Here is a 20,827-nt window from a genome sequence, read left to right on the forward strand (position 1 = left end):
CTATGCTGCGGAACGGATCGCCGGACAAGCCGCAAAGCCGCCTCACGGACTGCTTTCACAGTCCGCGGCAAGCGGCTTACGCGATGAGATGATTCGGGATCAGGAACGGCGGAAGAACGACGACAGCGCCGACGGCTGCTGCTCCGGCTTCGGCGCCTCCGCGGGGGGCGGCGGCGGGGCCACGGCGGCCGGCGGCTCCTCGCGCTTGCCGTGACGCTGCTGCTGTTGCGCCTGCGGTGGCAAATAGCGGCGGCGCTGCACGGGCTTCTGGACGGCCGCGGCGGGCGCGGCCGGCTTGGCCTCGGTGGTCTCAGGCTCTTCGCCGACCGCTAGCCGCTGGCCGTCATAGACGGTCGTCTCGCAAGGACGCTGGGTCTCGGCCAGGGCCGCGCAGATCCGCGCCGCGGCCGCCGCATCGGTCAGCGGGCCGGCGCCGAGCCGTAGCTGCATGCCGGGGCCGCCGCGGCCCTCCTTCAGCATGATGATCGGCCGGAGAGCGGCGAGGTCGGCATTGCTCTTGGCGAGGCCGCGCCACAGCGCCCGCAACCCGGCGATGGAATTGGCGCCGCCGAGATCGACGGCGAATTCGGTCTTCTGAACGGCCGTGGCCGCAGCCTCCGCATCAGCGCCCTTGGCCGTCATGTCTCCGGTATCCGCCTTGGCGAGCTTGTCGGTGTCGGCCGGCTTCGTGGCCGGTTCCACCGGCTTTGCGCCCGGAGCGGCGCTCGATGGGCCAGGGGCGGTCGGTGAGGTGGAGGAGATCGAGACCGAGACGCCCTTCGCCGGCTCCTGCTTCGGCCTGTCAGTGCTCGCCGCGGCAGCAGGGGGCGTGGGCGCGGGCTGGCCGGCACTCGTCGCCGCCGCTCCGCCGGGGACGGGCATGAACGGCGACAGGTTGGCGAAGGCGGGCATCGCGCTCGGCGCGGCGGTTCCCGCCGGGGCCGACGGGGCGGCCGCTGCGGGCGACTGCGAATCAACCGCCGCGATCTGCGGCAGCGGCGCGGATTTGGCGGCGGTGGTCTGATTCGATCCGGCCTGGGCGCTCTGCTTGGCCAAGGCGCCGGTGACCGATTCGAGGCCCTGCTCGAGCACGGTCACGCGGGCATAGAGCCGGTCACGGTCGGCGTTGAGCGTCTCGATGGCCGCGCCGAGCTGCCGCGCCTCGCCCTGGGTGTCCCGCGCGAGCGACTGCAGCAGCTGCGCCTGGCGCGAGAAATCGGCCGCGGAAATGCGGTCTTTCCGCCATCCTTGCGCCGCCTGGCTGACGAAGATGGCGAGGCCCACGGCACCGACGGCGCCGGCTCCCCACCAGCCCAGCCGCCACAACGCGCGGCGATCGAGCTCGTTCTCGTCGGCAAACAGTCCGGGCAGCGTTCCGCCGGTCTTCTCAACTCCATGCGCGCCGGCTGATTTGTGGGAGTCCTTAGCCATGAACCTGCCTTAATCGAATCACGAAGCGAACATTAACAGGAAAACCCGTATGGGTTTCAGTCGCTGCAGGTTTGCCGCGTGCCGAAAACGATTTATGACAGCGCCACCTGTGCCGCTCAGCTTTTCCAGGATGTTTGATGACCGCTCGATCAAGTCTGACCATTGTTCTCGCGGCCGGCGAGGGCACGCGGATGCGCACGAGCGTGCCGAAGGTGCTTCATCCGGTCGCAGGCGAGTCATTGCTGGCCCATGTGCTGGCCGCCGCCCCGAAAGGAGAGGGCGCGCGCATCGCCGTTGTGGTGGGGCCCGACCATGCCGCGGTCGAAAAGGAGGCGCGGCGGCTGCGTGCCGATGCCGACATCTTCGTCCAGCGCGAGCGGCTCGGCACCGCGCATGCGGTGCTGGCGGCGCGCGAGGCGATTGCACGCGGCGCCGACGATCTGCTCGTGGCCTTTGGTGACACCCCGCTGATCACCGCGGAGACTTTCGCGCGGCTGCGCGCGCCCCTGGCCGAGGGCGCCGCGCTCGCCGTGCTCGGCTTCCGCGCGGCCGATCCGACCGGCTATGGGCGGCTGCTGATGGATGGATCGAAGCTGCTCGCAATTCGCGAGCAGGCCGATGCCTCGGAGGCGGAGCGCGCGATCACGCTGTGCAATGCCGGCGTGATGGCGCTGAGCGGCCGGCACGCCCTGGCGATCCTCGACAGGATCGGCAACGCCAACAACAAGGGCGAGTATTATCTCGTCGATGCCGTGGCGATCGCGCGCGAGCAGGGGCTCGACGCCGTCGTCATCGAAACCTCTGAGGACGAGGTGCGCGGCATCAACACCAAGGCGCAGCTCGCGCAGGCCGAGGCCGTGATGCAGGCGCGGTTGCGACAGGCGGCCATGGACGCCGGCGTGACCTTGATCGCGCCGGAGACTGTCTATCTCTCAGCCGACACGACGTTCGGCAAGGACGTGACGATCGAGCCATTCGTCGTCATCGGCCCCGGCGTGTCGATCGGTGACGGCGCCGTCGTGCATTCGTTCTCGCACATCGTGCAGTCGAAGCTCGGCCGCAACAGCCTGCTCGGACCGTTCGCGCGGCTGCGGCCGGGCACGTCGCTCGGCGACGGCGCCAAGATCGGCAATTTCGTCGAGGCGAAGGCCGCGGTGCTGGAGCCGGGCGTCAAGGTCAACCATCTGTCCTACATCGGCGACGCGCATGTCGGCGCCAACTCCAACATCGGCGCGGGGACCATCACCTGCAATTATGACGGGTTCAACAAGTACAAGACGACGATCGGCGAGGGCGCTTTCATCGGCACCAACACCTCGCTGGTGGCGCCGATCAATATCGGCGCACGCGCTTATATCGGGTCAGGCTCGGTGATCACCCGCGACGTGCCGGATGACGCGCTGGCGCTCGAGCGCAGCCCGCAGACGACGCGCGAGGGCGCGGCGGCGCGCTTCCGGAGCGCGAAGCAGCGCCAGAAGCAGTGAGGTCTTATCTGCTGGACGTGCGCTCAGTCCTTCTCGTCGAGGAACTCGGCGAACATCTCGCGGGTCAGCCGCCAGCCGCGGCGGGTGGCGTGCTTGATCGGCTCATTGGTGCGATGCTTCACCGGCATCGGCTTGAGCTCATGACCCATCGTCGGCGGTGGCCAGTGCGCCAGATGGCTGCCTGACGTGGGATGCGACAGGCTCAGCGAGCTCGTGCCTTTGGGGTCAGTTGGGCGGCGGGTATAGGTCATGGCGTCCTCTCCGACGCGAGAGTTTCGTTGCGAAAGCGTTGACCGGGCGTTAAGGCCGCTCTGAACTGGCCCTCCGCAGCGAACCGGAGTTGCCTTGCTGGCTGCGCGGCTAACGCTGCCACTTAACCCTGTCGCAATCCGCAATAATTATTGAATCCTGAAAGCGCGCGGTTTTCGTTAAGACAAAGCCACGCATTTGAATCTCTCTCGACGATTTGGGGACTAGCGCTGATGTGCGGAATCATCGGGATCCTGGGACGCGGGCCGGTCGCCGAGCATCTCGTCGATTCCCTGAAGCGTCTCGAATATCGCGGCTATGACTCCGCCGGTGTCGCCACGCTCGAAGGCGATCATCTCGAGCGACGGCGCGCCGAGGGCAAGCTCAAGAACCTGGAGAAACGGCTCGAGCGCGAGCCGCTGAAAGGACACGCCGGCATCGGTCACACCCGCTGGGCCACGCACGGCAAGCCGACCGAGAGCAACGCGCATCCGCATGCGACGGCCAGCGTTGCAGTCGTGCATAACGGCATCATCGAGAACTTCCGCGAGCTGCGCGCCGAGCTGGAGAAGCAGGGAGCCGAGTTCGAGTCCGAGACCGACACCGAGACAGTCGTCCATCTCGTCAACTCATATCTCTTGAAGGGCCACACGCCGCAGCAAGCGGTCGCTGCGTCGTTGCCGCAGCTAAAGGGCGCCTTCGCGCTGGCTTTCCTGTTCAAGGGCCACGGCAATCTGCTGATCGGCGCGCGCAAGGGCTCGCCGCTCGCGCTGGGTTATGGCGACGGCGAAATGTTCCTCGGCTCGGATGCGATTGCGCTGGCGCCGTTCACCGACACGATCAGCTATCTCGATGATGGCGACTGGGTCGAGATCACCCGTGACTCCGGCATCATCCATGATGCTTCGGGCGCGGTGGTGAAGCGCGACGTGCTGAAGTCGGGCGCATCGTCGTTCCTGGTCGACAAGGCCAACTACCGCCATTTCATGGCGAAGGAGATCCACGAGCAGCCCGAGGTCGTCGGCCACACGCTGGCGCGTTATGTCGACATGGGCACCGAGCGCGTCGCGTTGCCGGCGCGGCTGCCGTTCGACTTCAAGGATATCCAGCGCATCTCGATCACCGCCTGCGGCACGGCGAGCTATGCCGGTTTCGTCGCCAAATACTGGTTCGAGCGCTTTGCGCGCGTGCCGGTCGAGCTCGATGTCGCCTCGGAGTTCCGCTACCGCGAGGCGCCGCTGCGCAAGGGCGATCTCGCCATCTTCATCTCGCAGTCCGGCGAGACGGCCGACACCCTGGCGGCGCTGCGCTATGCGAAGTCGCAGGGCGTGCACACGCTGTCGGTCGTCAACGTGCCGACCTCGACCATCGCGCGCGAGAGCGAGATCGTGATGCCGACGCTCGCCGGTCCGGAGATCGGCGTCGCTTCCACCAAGGCCTTCACCTGTCAGCTGATGGTGCTGGCGGCGCTGGCGATCGCGGCCGGCCGCGGTCGCGGCGAATTGTCGGAGGCTGACGAGACCAAGTTGGTGCATGGCCTCGTCGAGGTGCCGCGCCTGATCGCAGCAGCGCTGACGACGGAGCTGCAGATCGAGAAGCTCGCCCGCGAGATCGCCAAGTCGAAGGACGTGCTGTATCTCGGCCGCGGCACCTCCTATCCGCTCGCGCTCGAAGGCGCGCTGAAGCTGAAGGAGATCTCCTACATCCACGCCGAGGGCTATGCCGCGGGCGAGCTCAAGCATGGCCCGATCGCGCTGATCGACGAAACCATGCCGGTCGTCGTCATCGCGCCCTACGATAAGGTGTTCGAGAAGACGGTGTCGAACATGCAGGAGGTCGCCGCGCGCGGCGGCAACATCATCCTGATGACCGATGCCAAGGGGGCTGAGGAGGCGACCGTGGAGTCGCTGGTGACGATCACCATGCCCGACATGGCCGCGACCTTCACGCCGATCGTCTATGCCATTCCGGTGCAGCTCTTGGCGTATCACACCGCGGTGGTGATGGGCACGGACGTCGACCAGCCGCGCAATCTCGCGAAGTCGGTGACGGTGGAGTAGAGGCGCCGCTTGCCCCCGTCCAAGGCGATGCTCTCGCATCGCCTTGAAAACAGTTCGCGTGAGTTGCGATGTGGCGTCCACAAATGAGCGTCATCCCGGCGAACGCCGGGATCCATAACCACTGTGCTTATGGCTGGAAGCGCTGGCAGCTCCAGCCTGCCTCAAACCGCCTCCTCGGAGTATGGGTCCCGGATCGGCGGCCGCCAACGCTGTCGCGTTGTCGGGCTTGTCCGGGACGACACCGGTTTTTGTTCGCGCTCATCCTTCACCTGGGCACGAGCGTGCGATCCCTGAATGATCCGGCAGCGGGGGCAAACGCGGCAGCACTTGTCATCTGATCCGTAATCCGACATCAGCGTCTGACGACGCCGCTGCAATGGTCGGCGTCCACTGCATCACGGGACCTCTCGATGGCGCTCGACACCTGGCTCTTGTTCCTGCTCACCAGCATCGGCATCTCGCTCACGCCGGGGCCGAACGGGCTTCTGGCGCTGACGCACGGGGCGCTGCATGGCGGGCGCAAGACGCTGTTCACGATCGCGGGCGGCTTGATCGGCTTCGTCCTGATCATGGCGCTGTGCATGTTCGGCATCGGCGCGCTGGTGCAATCCTCGATCACCTGGCTCGTGGTCCTGAAATGGGTCGGCGGGCTCTATCTTGCCTGGCTCGGCATCAAGCTGTGGCGATCGCCGCCGGTCGCGGTCGAGGTCGGCAGCGAGCCCGTCACCGCGAGCGGGCTGGTGCTGTTTCGCCAGGGATTCCTGACCGCGGCGACCAATCCCAAATGCCTGCTGTTCTTCAGCGCGCTGCTGCCGCAATTCATCGACCCCGCGCGCAGCCTGGCCGTGCAGTTCGCGATCGTCGCCACGACTTATACGGTCACGGAGTTCGTGACCGAGCTCGCCATTGCCAGCGCCGCCGCCCGGGTGCGCCCCTGGCTCGCGCGGACCGGACGGCGCTTCAACCAGGTCTGCGGCGGCATCTTCGTGGCCGTGGGCCTGGCGCTGCCGCTGCGGAGCGCCTGAGAGGCGACTTTGGCGCGTTCTTGAGCGGGCACCGCGGCAGGGGCCAGCCCGCCACAGCCCCGCGGCAAAGTGCGGATGTGTCGGAAAGAGGGCCTTGCCCTTCCAAAAATCTGCTAAGACCCTAGCTGAGAATTGATCCGATCCGGAAGTCCGCATGAGTTCCCGCGACGACCTGCCGCCTGAGACCGATCCCTTGGCCGATGCTCAGGCCGAGACGCCCCACCATGGGCTGATGTTCCGCTTCCGCAACTATTTCCTGACCGGCCTCGTGGTGGCCGGGCCCGTTGCCATCACGCTCTACATCACCTGGTGGTTCGTGACCTGGGTCGACGGGCTGGTGCGGCCGTTCGTGCCGCTGGTCTATCGGCCGGAAACCTATCTGCCGTTCGGCGTTCCCGGCTCCGGCCTGATCGTCGCCGTGATCGGCTTGACGCTGCTCGGCTTCCTCACCGCCAACCTGATCGGCCGCACTTTGGTCGATCTCGGCGAGCGCCTGCTGGGGCGCATTCCGGCCGTGCGCGCGATCTATCGCGGCCTCAAGCAGGTGTTCGAGACGCTGTTCTCCGGCAAGGGATCGAGCCTGCGCCGCGTCGGCCTGGTCGAGTTTCCGTCGCCCGGCATGTGGTCGATCGTGTTGATCTCGCAGCCGCCGAGCGCGGAGGTCGCGAGCCGGCTGCCGGGCGATGACGAGCAGATCTCGGTGTTCCTGCCTTGCGCTCCGAACCCGACCACCGGCTTCTTCTTCTATGTGCCGAAGAGCAAGATCATCGAGGTCGACATGAGCGCCGAGGATGCGGCGACCCTGATCATGTCCTGTGGCGTGGTGCAGCCCGGGGCGGACGCGCAGAAGAAGGCCGCCGCGCTGGCCGGCATGGCCAATGCCGCGCGCATCGCCAACACCCCGGCGCAGCCGGCCCCGCGCCTCGAGCCGGAGCCGGCCAAGGCCGACTAAACAGAACTGACCAGGCGAGGCCCGGCTGCGCCCCGGTCAGCCGGCGTCCTGCGGCACGAACACGCGCAGCCGATGCCCGTCGGGATCGAGCGCGACGAAGGTGGTGCCGAAATCCATCCGCGTCGGCTCTTGAAGGATGCGGAGGCCGCGGGCCTTCCAATCCCCGTGCAGGCCCTCGACCTCGGCGACATCGCCGACCGCGAACGCGACCTCGCCCGAACCTGGTCCGCCAGCGGCCGCTGGCTCGACCGTGTGCCGCGACCACAAGCCCAGCATAACGCCCTCGCGCAGCGGCAGCATCGCAAAGGTCGGCGATTGCTCGATGACGGGAATGCCCAGCAGGTCTGAGTAGAACGCCGCGCTGTTGGGCGGGTTGTCGACATACAGGATCAGGAAATTGAACTCGGGCATCGGCGTGTCTCCGGTGGCGGCGCCGGCATCGGCGCGTCGGCTGATCCAGTAGCGGAGCGTGCTGCCAGATTCTGTCAGCAGTGTTCGGCTGCGTGCGAGGAGCGGGCGTTCGTGCGCAGAGCGTCATTTTGCGCCGCATGATGATGCGGCCAGGGCACAGTCATTCGTCGTCCGCGGCCCTACAACCTCTAGGCGGTGGTGTCCCAATCCGCCGCCATGGAAACATTGAGCCAACAAAAGTAAGGCGTAGGGGAGGCGTGGAATGAGACGTATGAGTCAGGCGTCACTGTTGTGCGCAATGGCGCTGTCCGGAGCGTGGCTGACGCTGAGCCAACCAGTATCCGCCCAAACAACCTATACGCGCATTCAGGCCTTCGGCGACAGCTACGCCGACACGGGCAATCTCTGGACCTTCACCGGCGGCCTCGGCAAGCTGCCGCTCTACCCGACCGGGCGCTTCAGCGGCGGCACCAATTTCGTCGACACCACCTCGGCGCTGCTCGGCATTCCCCAGCTCAACTACGCGATCGGCGGCGCGACCAGCGGCACCACCAACGTCGCGGGACCCGGCATTCCCGGCTTCGTCCAGGAATGGAGCGGGTTGACGGGATTCTCCGGCAAGATCGCCTCGACCGACCTCGTGGAGATATCGATCGGCGGCAATGACGCGCGCGCCTACTACCGTGCGGGCGGCACGTTCGCGGGCGCGCCTACCGCGGCGGCCGTCACGGCGCAGCAGGCGATGGCCGGCGTCAATGCTCTGGTCGGCGCCGGCGCGCGCAGCATCGTGTTCACGGCCGGCGATGTCAGCACCTTGCCGGAGGCGGTCGGCAACGCCAATGCGGCGACCGGCAAGCTCTACAGCACGACCTATAACAACCTGATGCAGGCCTCGCTCGCGAATGTCGCGCGCAACGGCGTGCGCGTCGAATATGTCGATACGAGCCTGATCGGCTCGCTGATCCAGGCCAATCCGCAGCGCTACGGCTTTAGCAATGTCGGCGCCTGTCCAGTCGCCTGCATCGGCAATCCGGCGCTGCAGAACCAGTATCTGTTCTATGTCGACGGCGTGCACCTGACCTCGCATGGCTTCGAGGTGCTCGGCCAATACATCGTCAACCGCCTCAATGCGCCGCTGACCTTCGCGCCGCAGGGCGACGTCGCCTCGATCACCGCGATGGGCTTTGCCTCGACCTTGTTCGGCAAGCTCGATCAGTTCCGCGAGACCGCGGGCTTCGCGCCGTCCGCGATGAACGCCTATGGGGCCGTCACCAAGGCGCCTTACATGAAGGCGCCGCCCTTGGCCGCGGTCAATCCGTGGTCGTTCTACATGCAGGGCAATGGCGGGATCAGCGACCGCCAGGGCACTGTCGCGGCGAACGGATTCAATCTCGACAGCGTCGGCGGCACCATCGGGGTCGAGTACCGGCTGTCGGCGAACGCCATGATCGGCACGGCGTTCGACTATTCCAATCCGAAGGCGCGGCTGTTCAACAATGCCGGCACCACGGACGCGAACTCGTATCAGTTCGGCCTCTACGGCGCCTGGGCGAGCAGCAATCTGTTTGCGCAAGCGCTCGCCACGATCGGCCATCAGGACTATCGCAACACGCGGCCGGGCGTGGTCGACACCATCACCTCGAACCCGGGCGGCACGACCTTCGTCGTCGCCGGCAAGGCCGGCTATCTGTTCGATGCCGGCACCGCCAAGCTCGGTCCGATCGGCGGTCTGACCTATGCCCGTGCGCGCGTCGACGGCTTCACCGAGGCCGGCGATCCCGCGCTGACGCTGACGGTCGGCTCGCAGACCGCGGAGACCCTGGTCGGCAGCGTCGGCGTGCAGCTGCGCACGCCGTTCCAGGTGCAGGGCGCGACGATCAATCCGTATCTGAACCTGACGCTCGATGACGACATCATCGGCAATGGCCGCCTGATCCAGTACAGCGCCACGTCTGCGCCGGTCATCGTCAACAATTGGAACGTCCCGAACGCGACCTCGCACAATGTCTACGGCCGTATCACCGCTGGCGTGGTGGCGCCGTTCTGGAGCAACGTGGCGTTGACGGCCAACGTGTCGCGGACGATCGGGCGCACCGGTGGCGACGACTTCTATGGCAGCGGCGGGTTGAAGATCTCGTTCTGAGTTCGGTCGGAGCAGCAGGCGCTGGGGGGCGCGGCTGCCGCTACGGCCAGGAGAGGGGCAGTCCGGAAGGGCTGCCCCTCCGTTTTCGCGTGTTCCGTTTCGTCATCGAACCCGGTTAGTCTTTCGGGAGTTACGTCGGAAGCGGAGTTGTTCTCATGCCCCCCAGCATTGCCGTCATCGCGCCCGGCGCCATGGGCAGCGCCATTGCTGCTCGCCTGTCTGAGCATGGCTGCAAGGTGCTGACCTCGCTGGAAGGCCGCAGCGCCGCGACGCAGGCGAGGGCGGCAGCGGCCGGGATGACGCACGCCAGCGAGGCCGAGATCGCGGCGGCGGACATCATCCTGTCGATCGTGCCGCCGGGCGAGGCAGTGGCACTGGCCGAGCAGCTCGCCACGATCATCAATCGGAGTGCGAAGAAGCCGGTCATCGTCGACTGCAACGCCGTCAACGTCGAGACCATCCGGCGGATCGAGGACATCGTGCTGTCCTCGGGCGCCCGCCTGGTCGATGCGGCCATCATCGGCCTGCCGCCGAAGCCGGGCACGAAGGGGCCGGCGGTCTATGTCAGCGGTGAGGCTGCGGCGGATGTGGCCGTGCTGGGCGAGCTCGGGCTCGACCTGCGCGTGATCCAGGGGCCGATCGGCGCGGCGTCGGCGCTGAAGATGTCCTATGCCGGCATCAACAAGGGCCTGACCGGGCTCGGCGCCGCGATGGTGCTGGCCGCCACCCGCGCGGGCGCTGCGGACGCGCTGCGCGACGAGCTCGCGCTCAGCCTGCCGCACGTCCAGGCGCGGCTCGCCAACGCGCTGCCGGACATGCTGCCCAAGGCCTATCGCTGGGTCGCCGAAATGCGCGAGATCGGGGGCTTCCTCGGCGAGGATCATCCGGCCACGCTGATCTACGAGGGCTTTGCGCGGCTGTTCGAGCACATCGCGGCCGATGTGCAGGGCGAGGGCGCCGAGGCCGCGCAGCTGGTGGCATTTGCCGAGAGCTGCAAGGCGAAGTAGGCGTCATAGAAGCGTAGGGTGGGCAAAGGCGCGCCCATCTCGTTGTTGGAGTCCGGCTATTTCACGCGCCGTGCCCACCGCCCACGATCGCTGGCGCCGATGGTGGGCACGCGTCGCCTTCGGCGCCGCTTTGCCCACCCTACGAATGTTATCCCGCCGTCAGCAGCGGGATCGCCTCGTCGCGCTCGTACAAATACAACAAACAACGTAGGGCCTCGCTGCGCGGGCCCTTCAGCTTGGGATCCTCCTTCAAGATCCGCAGCGCCTCGTCGCGGGCCTGCGTGATCAGCTGCGCATGCACCTCGGGCCGCGCGATGCGATAGCCGGGCAGGCCGCTCTGGCGGATGCCGAGCACGTCGCCTTCGCCGCGCAGCTTGAGATCCTCCTCGGCGATGCGGAAGCCATCGGTGGTCTCTCTGATGACCGCGAGCCGGGCCTTCGACATTTGCCCGAGCGGCTCGTGATACAGCAGGATGCAGGTCGAGGCCTCCGAGCCGCGGCCGATGCGGCCGCGCAGCTGGTGCAATTGGGCCAGCCCAAAGCGCTCGGCATTCTCGATCACCATGATGGTCGCGGCGGGCACGTCGACGCCGACCTCCACCACCGTCGTGGCCACCAGCAGCCGCAGCTCATGCGCCGCGAAGCGGCCCATGACGTCGTCCTTCTCGCTGCCCTTCATCTTGCCGTGGACCAGGCCGACGCGCTCGCCGAAGCGCTCGCGCAGGCTGTCATAGCGATCGGTCGCGTTGGTGAGATGATCGATGCCCTCGGCCTCGGATTCCTCGACCAGCGGGCAGATCCAGTACACCAGCTTGCCGGCGTCGAGCGCGCGGCCGACGGCGTCGATGACCTCGATGCGTCGGGTGTCGGCCACGGCGCGGGTGTCGATCGGCTGGCGGCCGGCCGGTTTTTCGCGCAGCTCGGAAATGTCCATGTCGCCGAAATAGGTCAGCACCAAGGTGCGCGGGATCGGCGTCGCCGACAGCACGAGCACGTCGACGGCCGCGCCCTTCGAGGTCAGCGCCAGCCGCTCGCGGACGCCGAAGCGATGCTGCTCGTCGACGATCGCGAGCGCCAGTGACTTGAAGATGACGTCGTCCTGAATCAGCGCGTGGGTGCCGACGAGGAGGTCGATCTCGCCGGCCTCGAGCCGGGCGAGGATGTCGCGGCGCTCCTTGCCCTTCTCGCGGCCGGTGAGAATGGCAACGTTCATGCCCGCGCGCTCGGCCAACGGCGTAATGGTCTTGGCGTGCTGCCGCGCCAGGATTTCGGTCGGCGCCATTAGGGCGGCCTGCTTGCCGGCCTCCGCCACGGCCGCCGCGGCGAGCAGCGCCACCACCGTCTTGCCGGAGCCGACGTCGCCTTGCAGCAGCCGGAGCATGCGCACCGGCTTTTCGAGATCGGCCGCGATCGCCTCGATCGCCTGTGCTTGCGAGTTGGTCAGCGCATAGGGCAGGGCGTCGATGATCTTGCGGCGGAGACGGCCGTCGCCGGCATGACGGTTGCCCGCGGGACGGCGCAGCTGCGCCCGCACCAGCGCCAGCGCCAATTGGCCGGCGAGCAGCTCGTCGAAGGCAAGGCGCGACCAGAACGGATGTTCGGGAAGGATATCCGTCAGCTCCTGCGGTATATGCACCCGCGTCAGCGCTTCCCTCAGCGACGGGAAGTTGCAGCGGCTGAGCACCTCCGGGCTGATCCATTCCGGCAGGTCCGGCAGCCTGGTTAGCGCCGCCGCGATCGCCCGCCGCAGCGAGCCGAGTGCCAGCCCCTCGGTCAGCGGATAGACCGGGTCGATTCCTGACAATTTGGCAAAACCGGCCTCGTCCAATATGCGGTCGGGGTGCACGATCTGCGGGATGCCGTCGTACATCTGCACGGTGCCGGAGACGTAGCGCTTGGCGCCGACGGGAAGGATCTTCTCGATATAGTCGCCCTTCGGCCGGAAGAAGGTCAGCACGACATCGCCGGTCTCGTCGCTAGCGTAAACCAGATACGGCGCGCGGGCGTTACGCGACGGACGATGGCGATCGACCGTCACCTCCAGGGTCACCACCGTGCCGACCTCGACGTCGCGCACCTTCGGACGGTTCCGGCGATCGATCACGCTGGCCGGCAGATGCAGCAGCAGGTCGACCAGCCGCGGCGTCTCGCTAGAGCTCAGCAGGTAGCGCAGCAGCTTGTCCTGCTTCGGCCCGACACCCGACAGGGTCGTGACCGGGGCAAACAGCGGATTGAGGATGGCAGGGCGCATGAACCGAACACTTAAATCCGTTTGGGAGCGGGAATAGCGGTGTATGCCGAGACATCCACCTCTTTTTTCTTCGGTTTCAGGCGCCCAGGCATGCCGGTTCTGCACCCCGGGAGGGCTGACAGGGGCGCCCCGCGCCGCTATATGAACCGCGCCCGGCACCGTCCGGGCTTTTGGCGTTGTCCTGCAGGAAGATCGCGATGACCGGAACGACCCGTTCGAGCCAAGGCCTAGACGACCGTCGCAAGCGGCTGCTGTTCCGCTGCTGGCATCGCGGCACCCGTGAGATGGATTTGATCCTCGGCCGCTTCGCCGACGCCGAGATCGGCACGCTGACCGAGAGCGAGCTGAACCAGCTCGAGCAGCTCCTGGAGGTCTCCGACCCCGATTTCTACGCCGCGATCACCGGCGCCCGGCCGCTGCCGCCGGAGCAGACGCCGGCGCTGTTCGAACGCATCAAGGCCTTCCGCGCGGTGGACGCCGATTGATGAAGAGTCCGGTCAAGTCGCCCGCCGAGCATCTCGCGCCGGGACGCGCGCTCACGCTCGCCAATGTCGCCGAGGGCGCCGAGGGTCTCGTCGTCTCCGATCTGGCGCGCGCGATCGCCGCCAGGCCGAAGCCGCCAGCGGTCAGCCTTGCCGTGGTCTGCCGCGACGGCAACCGGATGCAGCAGCTGGCGCGGGCGCTCGACTTCTTCGCGCCGGACCTCCCGGTGATGCAGTTCCCGGCCTGGGACTGTCAGCCTTATGATCGCGTCTCACCGCATGGCGGCATCCTCGCCCAGCGCGTGACCACGCTCGCGCGGCTGTCGCGACTTGCCGGCAGCGACAAGCCGCTGATCGTGCTGACCACCGTCAACGCCATCGTGCAGCGCGTGCCGTCGCGCGATACCATGGCCGGCCAAGCGCTGTCAGTGGCGCCGGGCCATGTCGTACCGATGGATTCCGTGGTCGCGTGGCTGGAGCACAATGGTTACGTCCGGGCCTCCACCGTGCGCGAGAGCGGTGAGTACGCCGTGCGCGGCGGCATTCTCGACCTGTTTCCGGCCGGCCTCGACCAGCCCGTGCGGTTCGACTATTTCGGCGACAGCCTGGAATCGATCCGCACCTTCGACGCCGAGACGCAGCGCACCTTGCTCGACATGCGTTCGCTCGATCTCGTGCCGGTCTCCGAATTCCAGCTCGTCACAGACACCATCCGCCGCTTCCGCATGGGCTATGTCGCCGAGTTCGGCGCGCCCGAGCGCGACGACGCGCTGTATGAGGCCGTCAGCGAAGGCCGCCGCTATCCCGGCATGGAGCATTGGCTGCCGCTGTTCCACGACAAGATGGAGACGCTGTTCGACTATCTGCCGAACACGCCGATCGTGATCGAGCCGCAAGGCGAGGATGCGGCACGGGAGCGCTTCAAGCAGATCATCGACTATTACGACGCGCGCCGCGAGGCGATGGAGCATCCCGGCGGCGGCGCGATCTACAAGCCGCTGACCGTTGACCGTCTGTATCTGACGTCGACGGAGTGGGCTGAGAGGCTCGCCGCTGCTCCGCTTGCGAAGGTCACGCCGTTCGCCGTGCCGGAAGGGGCGGGGGTCGTGGACATCGGCGCCCGGGCTGGTCGCAACTTCGCGCCGGAGCGCAACGACGCTGCGGTCAACGTGTTCGAGGCCGTCGTCGCGCATGTGCAGGCGCTGCAGTCGGTTCGCAAGAAGGTCGTGATCGCGCTGTGGAGCGAAGGCTCGCGCGACCGCATGGCCTCGATGTTGAAGGACCACAAGCTGATCCACGTCACCAGCGTCAACACCTGGCGCATGGTGCAGGCGACTCCGCGCAACGAGACCATGCTCGCGGTGCTCGGCCTCGAGACCGGCTTCGAGACCGACCAGATCGCCGTCATCTCCGAGCAGGACATTCTCGGCGACCGCCTGGTGCGGCCGCGCCGTGCCAGCCGCAAGCTCGACAATTTCATCTCGGAGGTGACGAGCCTCGCCATCGGCGACATCGTCGTCCACGTCGATCACGGCATCGGCCGCTTCGTCGGCCTGCAGACGCTCGAAGTCGCCGGCGCTCCGCATGATTGTCTCGAGCTGCGCTATGCCGGCGAGACCAAGCTGTATCTGCCGGTCGAGAACATCGAGCTGTTGTCGCGCTACGGCTCCGACCAGACCAATGTCGAGCTCGACAAGCTCGGCGGCCAGGGCTGGCAGACGCGCAAGGCGAAGCTGAAGAACCGCATCCGCGAGATGGCGGGCGAGCTGATCAAGATCGCCGCCGAGCGCATGCTGCACGAAGCGCCGAAGATGCCGGTGCAGGCCGGGCTCTATGACGAGTTCTGCGCGCGCTTCCCCTACGACGAGACCGAGGACCAGCTCGCGGCGATCCAGGCGACGCTCGGCGATCTCGAAGCGGGGCGGCCGATGGATCGTCTCGTCTGCGGCGACGTCGGCTTCGGCAAGACCGAGGTGGCGCTGCGCGCCGCGTTTGCTGTCGCGCTCGACGGCAAGCAGGTCGCCGTCGTCGTACCGACCACCTTGCTCGCGCGCCAGCACGCAAGAACATTCACGGAGCGCTTCAAGGGCTTTCCGGTCAACGTCGCCCAGGCCTCGCGGCTCGTCTCGACCAAGGAGCTCAACCAGGTCAAGAAGGGGCTCACCGACGGCTCGGTCGACATCGTCGTCGGCACCCACGCGCTGCTCGGCAAGACCGTGAAGTTCCGCGACCTCGGCCTCGTCATCGTCGACGAGGAGCAGCATTTTGGCGTCAGCCACAAGGAGCGGCTGAAGCAGCTGCGCGCCGAGGTCCACGTGCTGACCTTGTCGGCAACGCCGATCCCGCGCACCTTGCAGCTGGCGCTGACGGGCGTGCGCGAGCTGTCGATCATTGCCTCGCCGCCGGTCGATCGTCTCGCCGTGCGCACCTTCGTCGCCCCGCATGATCCCGTGATGATCCGCGAGGCGCTGCTGCGCGAGCGTTATCGCGGCGGCCAGGCGTTCTACGTCGTGCCGCGCATCGACGATCTCGCCGAGGTCAAGGAGTTCCTCGACAAGACCGTGCCGGAGATGAAGGTCGCGGTCGCGCATGGCCAGATGGCGCCGACCGTGATCGAGGACATCATCTCGGCGTTCTACGACGGCAAGTTCGACATCCTGCTGTCGACCACCATCGTCGAGTCCGGCCTCGACATTCCCCGCGCCAACACGCTGATCGTGCACCGCGCCGACATGTTCGGCCTCGCCCAGCTCTATCAGTTGCGCGGCCGCGTCGGCCGTTCCAAGCTGCGCGCCTATGCGCTGTTCACTCTGCCGTCGACGCACAAGGTCAGTACGCAGGCGGAGAAGCGGCTCGGCGTGCTGCAATCGCTGGAGACGCTGGGCGCGGGCTTCCAGCTCGCCAGCCACGACCTCGATATCCGCGGCGCCGGCAACCTGCTCGGCGACGAGCAGTCCGGCCACATCAAGGAGGTCGGCTTCGAGCTCTATCAGTCCATGCTGGAGGAGGCGATCGAGAACCTCAAGGCCGGCATCACCGAGCCGACCGTCGACCGCTGGTCGCCGCAGATCACCATCGGTATGCCCGTGCTGATCCCGGAGGACTACGTCTCCGATCTGTCAGTGCGGCTGTCGCTGTACCGCCGGCTCGCAGATCTCGAAACCGACGAGGAGATCGAGAATTTTGCCGCCGAGCTGCGCGACCGCTTCGGCAAGCTGCCGGACGAGACGCGCTATTTGTTCAAGGTCGCTGCGATCAAGAACTACTGCCGGAGAGCCAATGTCGAGAAGGTCGACGCCGGCCCGAAGGGCGCCGTCATCGCCTTCCGCGACAACAGCTTTGCCTATCCCGACCGCCTCGTCGCCTTCATCAAGCGCCACGGCCAGGCCGCCAAGGTGCGGCCCGACATGAAGGTGGTGTTCCTGCAGGTGTGGGAGACGCCGGAGGAGCGCCTCGAAGGCACGACGGATATTCTAAAGGAGCTGGCAGAGCTTGCGGAGAAGAAGAAGGCGGCGTGAGACTCCGTCTGGAGAGGGCTGCATGAAGATCTCCGATAAACAGTTGCAAGCAGTTCTGGCGCTGCCGGCTGCCGCGCGTTTCGCGCACTTCGTCAAAGCCGTCGCGGATTCGGAGCGGGTGTGGGGTCTCTATGCCGACGGATGGGCTCTCTCATCCGATGATGACGGCTGCACTGTGTTTCCGCTCTGGCCGGCACCGGACTATGCGAAGCTCTGTGCGCTCGGCGAATGGAGCAGCTACGAGCCGCGGCCGATCGAAATCGATGAGTTGTTGGATATCCTGCTGCCTCGGCTGCAGCGGGATGGCGTTCTGCCTGGAATATTCGTCACGCCTCTGGGCAAAGGCATGACGCCTTCAGTCGAAGAGTTGACACTGGCGATCAAGACAGAGCTGCAGAAGTACTGATTTGCTCCATCAATCTGTTTCTCTGTATCCTCACCGAAGCTGCCAGCCGAAGTGCAAGGAAAGGCTGGCGATCAGGAACACCGCGACGATGGCCACGACGGCGACCCAATCGGTCTCCTCGCGAGATTGCCGGTTTTGCATGACGCAGTGCTCCGTTCGTCAGATGACCCCCGAGTCGAGCCAGGATTCCACCAGAGGAGTGGGGCAAATGCGCGATCTCAACATGCACGTGTTTGGATCAGATCGTGACGGTCCGTAGGGTGCGCAAAGCGGCCGCCGAAGGCGGCAGCGTGCCCACCGTCGGCCGACATACTTAGCGGTGAGATGGTGGGCACGGCGCTATCTGATAGCTCGCATGTGGCGCGACCTTGCTTGCGCCTTTGCCCACCCTATGGACCGGTGTTGGGACTTCGAATGAGACGGGAGCTGATAGTTGACTGCGTCATTGCGAGCGCAGCGAAGCAATCCAGAGTCGCGGTCGACGCCCTGGATTGTTTCGCTGCGCTCGCAATGACGTGGGACTAGCTGTGCTTCTATCTCACGACGCGGCGCGTTGGGCCTCGCCGTAGACGCGTGCCAGCAGCGTGCGCGCGGTGTCGTTCGGCTGCAGCGCGGCGACCGTGATCGATGGCTCCGAGCGCGTGTCGCGCTTGCCGTGGGAGGTGTGGCGCATCACGCTGGCGAGGCGGCGGGCGATGGCGTGGGCGGAGCGCAAATCGGTCTCGGCGAACACGACGACGACGGAGCCGTTGTCCTCGTGGGTGCCGAAATCCATCCGGCGCATCAGCCGGCTGATGATGCGGGCGCCGTCATATTGCGCGCGCGGGTTGACCGGATCGAAGGCGAAGCGGGCGACGGCGAGGCCGCCGCCGCTCTTCTGGGTCTGGCTGACCGCGGTGGCGAAGTCGCGCGCGAACGCGCTCCTGGTGAGAAGGCCGGTCGAGGGATCGAGCATGCCGCCGGCTTCGATCGCGCGCAGGGTGCGGTTGAGGCGGCTCTCGAACGCATGCTGCCGGATTAGCGGCAGCGCGTGGGCTGCGATGCGCTGCGGCTCGCCGGCGATGATCTCGAGATTGGCGAGCTCCTGCAGCGGTGCCGGCTGGTTGGCGGTGACGACCACGCCGAGATTGCGGAAGCGGGTGTCCTCGGCCAGCACGGCGAGAAAGGCATCCACCACGCGCGGCGAAAAGCCTTCGCCGAGCACGATGCCGTCGATGTCGCGGCTCGACAGATGCTTCGCCGCGGCCTCGATGCTGAGCGCGCCGACCACCGCCATGCGCTCGCCGAGCGCGACCGACAGGCCCGGCATCGACGTGCCGCGGCCGAGCAGCAGCACCGTCGCATCGTGCAGCGGGTCAGAATCGGGCAGCGTCGCGTCCGGCGTCTTCTTCTCGTCGAGACGGCGCAGCACCGTGGTGTGTAGCGTCCGCACGCGGAGCGCGGCCCGCAGCCGTGCGAGCAGGCGGTCGTGATTGTCGCTGCCGTGCAGGGGAATGGCATTGTCGGGCAGGATGGTGTCGCCCGGATCGATCGCGATCATCGGGATGTAGGGCTTGCGCGCGCTGACATGGCGCGACAGTGCGGCGATCTCAGTCTCGTCGGCGCCGTCGATCACGGCGAGCACGGCTGCCGGTTGAACCCGGGAGACCGCGCCGGCCGCATCGGCCCAGCGGGTTTCGGTCGTCGGGAGAATTTGCGCCGCTGCGAGAGCCGCCGTCAGCGAAGGCCGCGTGGACGTGGAGACGATGAGAAGCGGGCCTTGTTGGGACATTCAGGGAAACTCAGGATACGCTGACGGTACGTCGCGATCCTAGGTTTCTCCCGTTAACGCGGCGTCAACACTGTTCCGAGCACGCAAGCGCTCCGCAGTCGCCCGGACGGCAGCTTCAGCCGCCTGAGCTCGCACGGTCGCGGAAAGCCTCGACCATCAGCGGATTGAGCCCGAGCTCGGCCAGCGCCTCGCGGGCGCGGGCGTTGTCCATCGCGCGTCCCGCCAACCGATGTCCGCTGAGACGATCGGGCAGGGCCGTCAGCAGCGCGCCTTGGCCGAGCCGGCGCGACCATTCGTGCAGGTCCTGCGCGAGGAAGCGGTAGCCGCCCACGGCCATGACCCCCGCGGGCGGCGCGGTGATCGAGATGGTGTCGTGGGCGCGGTCGAGCCGCACCGCATATTCGGTGTCGACGAAATCGCGCGGCGGCGCCGGCATCAGCGAGTCGCTCGGGGGCGCCGGCGGCGCATAGGCAGCCAGGACGACCATGGGGCCGCGCAGGCCGAGCGTGCCTTTGGGCGTGACCAGGATCTCACCAGCGATCGACGATCCCGGCTGCTCGCGCGGTACGCCCTGGCGCCCCGGCTTGACCGGGCCAGGGCTGCCGTCGGCCGCGGTGCGGCGCACGGCGAACAGGCCGGCTTCGCCGAACAGATAGACGTCGGTGAGCTCGATGTCGCGCGTCTTCCACGCCGGGCTCGAGGCCACCTGTTCCGGCGCGCGCCACATGCCGACGATATAGCGCAGGTTCGGCAGCCGTGATGCGAGGTCGCCTTCATCGAGGCGCAAGGCAAGCTGGGCGGGAGCGACCAGCGTGTCGCAGGCGAGCTCCGCGAGCTGCTGCTCCAGCGCATCGGCGTCGAACGGGTGATGCAGCGCCAGCGTGCCGCCGGACAGCAGCCAGGTCACGACGGAGGCGGCGAGACCGGCAAAGGACGACGGCAGGAAGGCCGACATCATGTTCACGCCTTGCGGCAGATCGCTTTCCAGCGAGATGGCGAGCCCGCCCGCGATCAGGCTCAGATGGGTGCGCGGCACGGCACGGAAGCCGTCGGCGGTCACGTCGAACGAGACGATCGCCGCCTTGCGACCATCGGGCATGATCCCGCGCGTCGAGCGCGAGGGCTTGGCGATCGACTGGTCGAGCGAATACATGCCCTCCGGCAGGTCGGAGCCGAAGCCGCAGACATGGCGGATCGAGAACGCCTCGGCCGCGGCGTTCATCGCCAGATCGGAATGGATCACGCCGTCGATCTTCGACATCGTGACGATGGCCCGCGCGCTGGTGCGGTTCAGCGCCGCCACCAGCTCCGACTGGCGCCACAACAGCGGGAATACGGCGACGACCAGGCCGGCGCGATGCGCGGCCAGCACCGTCAGGACGAACTCGATCGTGTTGGGCAGCTGGACGGCGATGACCGAATGGGCGGGCAGGCCGGCGTCGATGAAATGTGCTGCCAGCGCCGAGATCACGCGATCGGCTTCGGCATAGGTCAGGCGCATCGGAGGGCGGCCGGTGACGCGCTGCTTGTTGATCGGATCGAGCAGCGCAACCGCATCCGGCTTGCGCGCCAGGATGCGTTGAAACAACGCGTCGAGCGTCGGCGACGTATTGGCCTGATTCACCTGTTGCCCCGTA

At 67.0% G+C, this 20,827-nt stretch carries 15 protein-coding genes; 9 read left to right on the forward strand and 6 right to left on the reverse strand.

Annotated elements, in window-relative coordinates:
* Window positions 1-99 precede the first annotated feature (99 nt).
* Complete coding sequence (locus ACVILH_RS24785) at window positions 100-1,431, reverse strand: hypothetical protein (RefSeq protein WP_456715222.1); 1,332 nt, start codon at window positions 1,429-1,431, stop codon at window positions 100-102.
* Window positions 1,432-1,568: 137 nt separating this feature from the next.
* Here ACVILH_RS24785 and glmU point away from each other — a divergent pair, with 137 nt between their 5' ends.
* Complete coding sequence (gene glmU / locus ACVILH_RS24790) at window positions 1,569-2,915, forward strand: bifunctional UDP-N-acetylglucosamine diphosphorylase/glucosamine-1-phosphate N-acetyltransferase GlmU (protein ID WP_456715223.1); 1,347 nt, start codon at window positions 1,569-1,571, stop codon at window positions 2,913-2,915.
* A gap of 23 nt (window positions 2,916-2,938) precedes the next feature.
* Here glmU and ACVILH_RS24795 read toward each other — a convergent pair whose 3' ends face one another.
* Window positions 2,939-3,166 carry a hypothetical protein gene (locus ACVILH_RS24795; RefSeq protein WP_456715224.1) on the reverse strand — a complete coding sequence of 76 codons (228 nt, stop codon included), beginning with the start codon at window positions 3,164-3,166 and terminating at the stop codon, window positions 2,939-2,941.
* Between the two features lie 231 nt (window positions 3,167-3,397).
* Between ACVILH_RS24795 and glmS the strand changes: the two genes are divergently transcribed.
* From glmS to ACVILH_RS24810, 3 genes are all read left to right on the forward strand, one after another.
* Window positions 3,398-5,224 (forward strand): glutamine--fructose-6-phosphate transaminase (isomerizing), encoded by a 1,827-nt coding sequence (gene glmS / locus ACVILH_RS24800; protein WP_456715225.1) that lies wholly within the window; start codon window positions 3,398-3,400, stop codon window positions 5,222-5,224.
* Window positions 5,225-5,634: 410 nt separating this feature from the next.
* Window positions 5,635-6,249, forward strand: a complete 615-nt coding sequence (locus ACVILH_RS24805; protein WP_456715226.1) for a LysE family translocator — start codon at window positions 5,635-5,637, stop codon at window positions 6,247-6,249.
* Between the two features lie 154 nt (window positions 6,250-6,403).
* Window positions 6,404-7,201, forward strand: coding sequence for a DUF502 domain-containing protein (locus tag ACVILH_RS24810; protein WP_456715227.1), 798 nt, complete (start codon window positions 6,404-6,406; stop codon window positions 7,199-7,201).
* Between the two features lie 36 nt (window positions 7,202-7,237).
* Here ACVILH_RS24810 and ACVILH_RS24815 read toward each other — a convergent pair whose 3' ends face one another.
* A complete protein-coding gene (locus tag ACVILH_RS24815) occupies window positions 7,238-7,612 on the reverse strand; it encodes a VOC family protein (RefSeq protein WP_456715228.1) in 375 nt (124 codons plus the stop codon).
* A 262-nt stretch (window positions 7,613-7,874) separates the two neighbouring features.
* Here ACVILH_RS24815 and ACVILH_RS24820 point away from each other — a divergent pair, with 262 nt between their 5' ends.
* Together ACVILH_RS24820 and ACVILH_RS24825 are read left to right on the forward strand one after the other, a co-directional pair.
* Window positions 7,875-9,755, forward strand: coding sequence for an autotransporter domain-containing protein (locus ACVILH_RS24820; protein WP_456715229.1), 1,881 nt, complete (start codon window positions 7,875-7,877; stop codon window positions 9,753-9,755).
* A 155-nt stretch (window positions 9,756-9,910) separates the two neighbouring features.
* On the forward strand, window positions 9,911-10,762 hold the full coding sequence (locus ACVILH_RS24825) for a DUF1932 domain-containing protein (RefSeq protein ID WP_456715230.1): 852 nt from the start codon (window positions 9,911-9,913) through the stop codon (window positions 10,760-10,762).
* Between the two features lie 148 nt (window positions 10,763-10,910).
* On the opposite strand, the gene recG is transcribed toward ACVILH_RS24825, so the two are convergent.
* A complete protein-coding gene (recG, locus tag ACVILH_RS24830; RefSeq protein ID WP_456715231.1) occupies window positions 10,911-13,013 on the reverse strand; it encodes an ATP-dependent DNA helicase RecG in 2,103 nt (700 codons plus the stop codon).
* Window positions 13,014-13,210: 197 nt separating this feature from the next.
* Here recG and ACVILH_RS24835 point away from each other — a divergent pair, with 197 nt between their 5' ends.
* Genes ACVILH_RS24835 through ACVILH_RS24845 form a run of 3 tightly spaced genes read left to right on the forward strand, consistent with a single transcriptional unit; the run spans window position 13,211 to window position 17,419 of the window.
* On the forward strand, window positions 13,211-13,498 hold the full coding sequence (locus ACVILH_RS24835; RefSeq protein WP_456715232.1) for a succinate dehydrogenase assembly factor 2: 288 nt from the start codon (window positions 13,211-13,213) through the stop codon (window positions 13,496-13,498).
* Window positions 13,498-17,013: a transcription-repair coupling factor gene (gene mfd / locus ACVILH_RS24840; RefSeq protein WP_456715233.1), complete on the forward strand. Its 3,516-nt coding sequence runs from the start codon at window positions 13,498-13,500 to the stop codon at window positions 17,011-17,013. The genes ACVILH_RS24835 and mfd overlap by 1 nt, the downstream gene beginning before the upstream one ends.
* Window positions 17,014-17,035: 22 nt before the next feature.
* Window positions 17,036-17,419, forward strand: a complete 384-nt coding sequence (locus ACVILH_RS24845; RefSeq protein ID WP_456715234.1) for a DUF2750 domain-containing protein — start codon at window positions 17,036-17,038, stop codon at window positions 17,417-17,419.
* 538 nt (window positions 17,420-17,957) lie between these two features.
* Here ACVILH_RS24845 and ACVILH_RS24850 read toward each other — a convergent pair.
* Both ACVILH_RS24850 and ACVILH_RS24855 read right to left on the reverse strand, forming a co-directional pair.
* Window positions 17,958-19,190 (reverse strand): GGDEF domain-containing protein, encoded by a 1,233-nt coding sequence (locus tag ACVILH_RS24850; protein WP_456715235.1) that lies wholly within the window; start codon window positions 19,188-19,190, stop codon window positions 17,958-17,960.
* 115 nt (window positions 19,191-19,305) lie between these two features.
* On the reverse strand, window positions 19,306-20,814 hold the full coding sequence (locus ACVILH_RS24855; RefSeq protein WP_456715236.1) for an AMP-binding protein: 1,509 nt from the start codon (window positions 20,812-20,814) through the stop codon (window positions 19,306-19,308).
* Window positions 20,815-20,827: the final 13 nt, after the last annotated feature.

This window comes from Bradyrhizobium sp. USDA 4353 (genome assembly GCF_054063215.1).

What these genes read in the sequence shown, in the direction of transcription:
- ACVILH_RS24835 (WP_456715232.1), top strand. Translation starts at nt 13,211, where the DNA reads ATGACCGGAACGACCCGTTCGAGCCAAGGCCTAGACGACCGTCGCAAG.
- ACVILH_RS24825 (WP_456715230.1), top strand. Translation starts at nt 9,911, where the DNA reads ATGCCCCCCAGCATTGCCGTCATCGCGCCCGGCGCCATGGGCAGCGCC.
- glmU (WP_456715223.1), top strand. Translation starts at nt 1,569, where the DNA reads ATGACCGCTCGATCAAGTCTGACCATTGTTCTCGCGGCCGGCGAGGGC.
- ACVILH_RS24815 (WP_456715228.1), bottom strand. Translation starts at nt 7,612, where the DNA reads ATGCCCGAGTTCAATTTCCTGATCCTGTATGTCGACAACCCGCCCAAC.
- ACVILH_RS24785 (WP_456715222.1), bottom strand. Translation starts at nt 1,431, where the DNA reads ATGGCTAAGGACTCCCACAAATCAGCCGGCGCGCATGGAGTTGAGAAG.
- ACVILH_RS24850 (WP_456715235.1), bottom strand. Translation starts at nt 19,190, where the DNA reads ATGTCCCAACAAGGCCCGCTTCTCATCGTCTCCACGTCCACGCGGCCT.
- glmS (WP_456715225.1), top strand. Translation starts at nt 3,398, where the DNA reads ATGTGCGGAATCATCGGGATCCTGGGACGCGGGCCGGTCGCCGAGCAT.
- ACVILH_RS24820 (WP_456715229.1), top strand. Translation starts at nt 7,875, where the DNA reads ATGAGACGTATGAGTCAGGCGTCACTGTTGTGCGCAATGGCGCTGTCC.
- ACVILH_RS24795 (WP_456715224.1), bottom strand. Translation starts at nt 3,166, where the DNA reads ATGACCTATACCCGCCGCCCAACTGACCCCAAAGGCACGAGCTCGCTG.
- ACVILH_RS24805 (WP_456715226.1), top strand. Translation starts at nt 5,635, where the DNA reads ATGGCGCTCGACACCTGGCTCTTGTTCCTGCTCACCAGCATCGGCATC.
- recG (WP_456715231.1), bottom strand. Translation starts at nt 13,013, where the DNA reads ATGCGCCCTGCCATCCTCAATCCGCTGTTTGCCCCGGTCACGACCCTG.
- mfd (WP_456715233.1), top strand. Translation starts at nt 13,498, where the DNA reads ATGAAGAGTCCGGTCAAGTCGCCCGCCGAGCATCTCGCGCCGGGACGC.
- ACVILH_RS24810 (WP_456715227.1), top strand. Translation starts at nt 6,404, where the DNA reads ATGAGTTCCCGCGACGACCTGCCGCCTGAGACCGATCCCTTGGCCGAT.
- ACVILH_RS24845 (WP_456715234.1), top strand. Translation starts at nt 17,036, where the DNA reads ATGAAGATCTCCGATAAACAGTTGCAAGCAGTTCTGGCGCTGCCGGCT.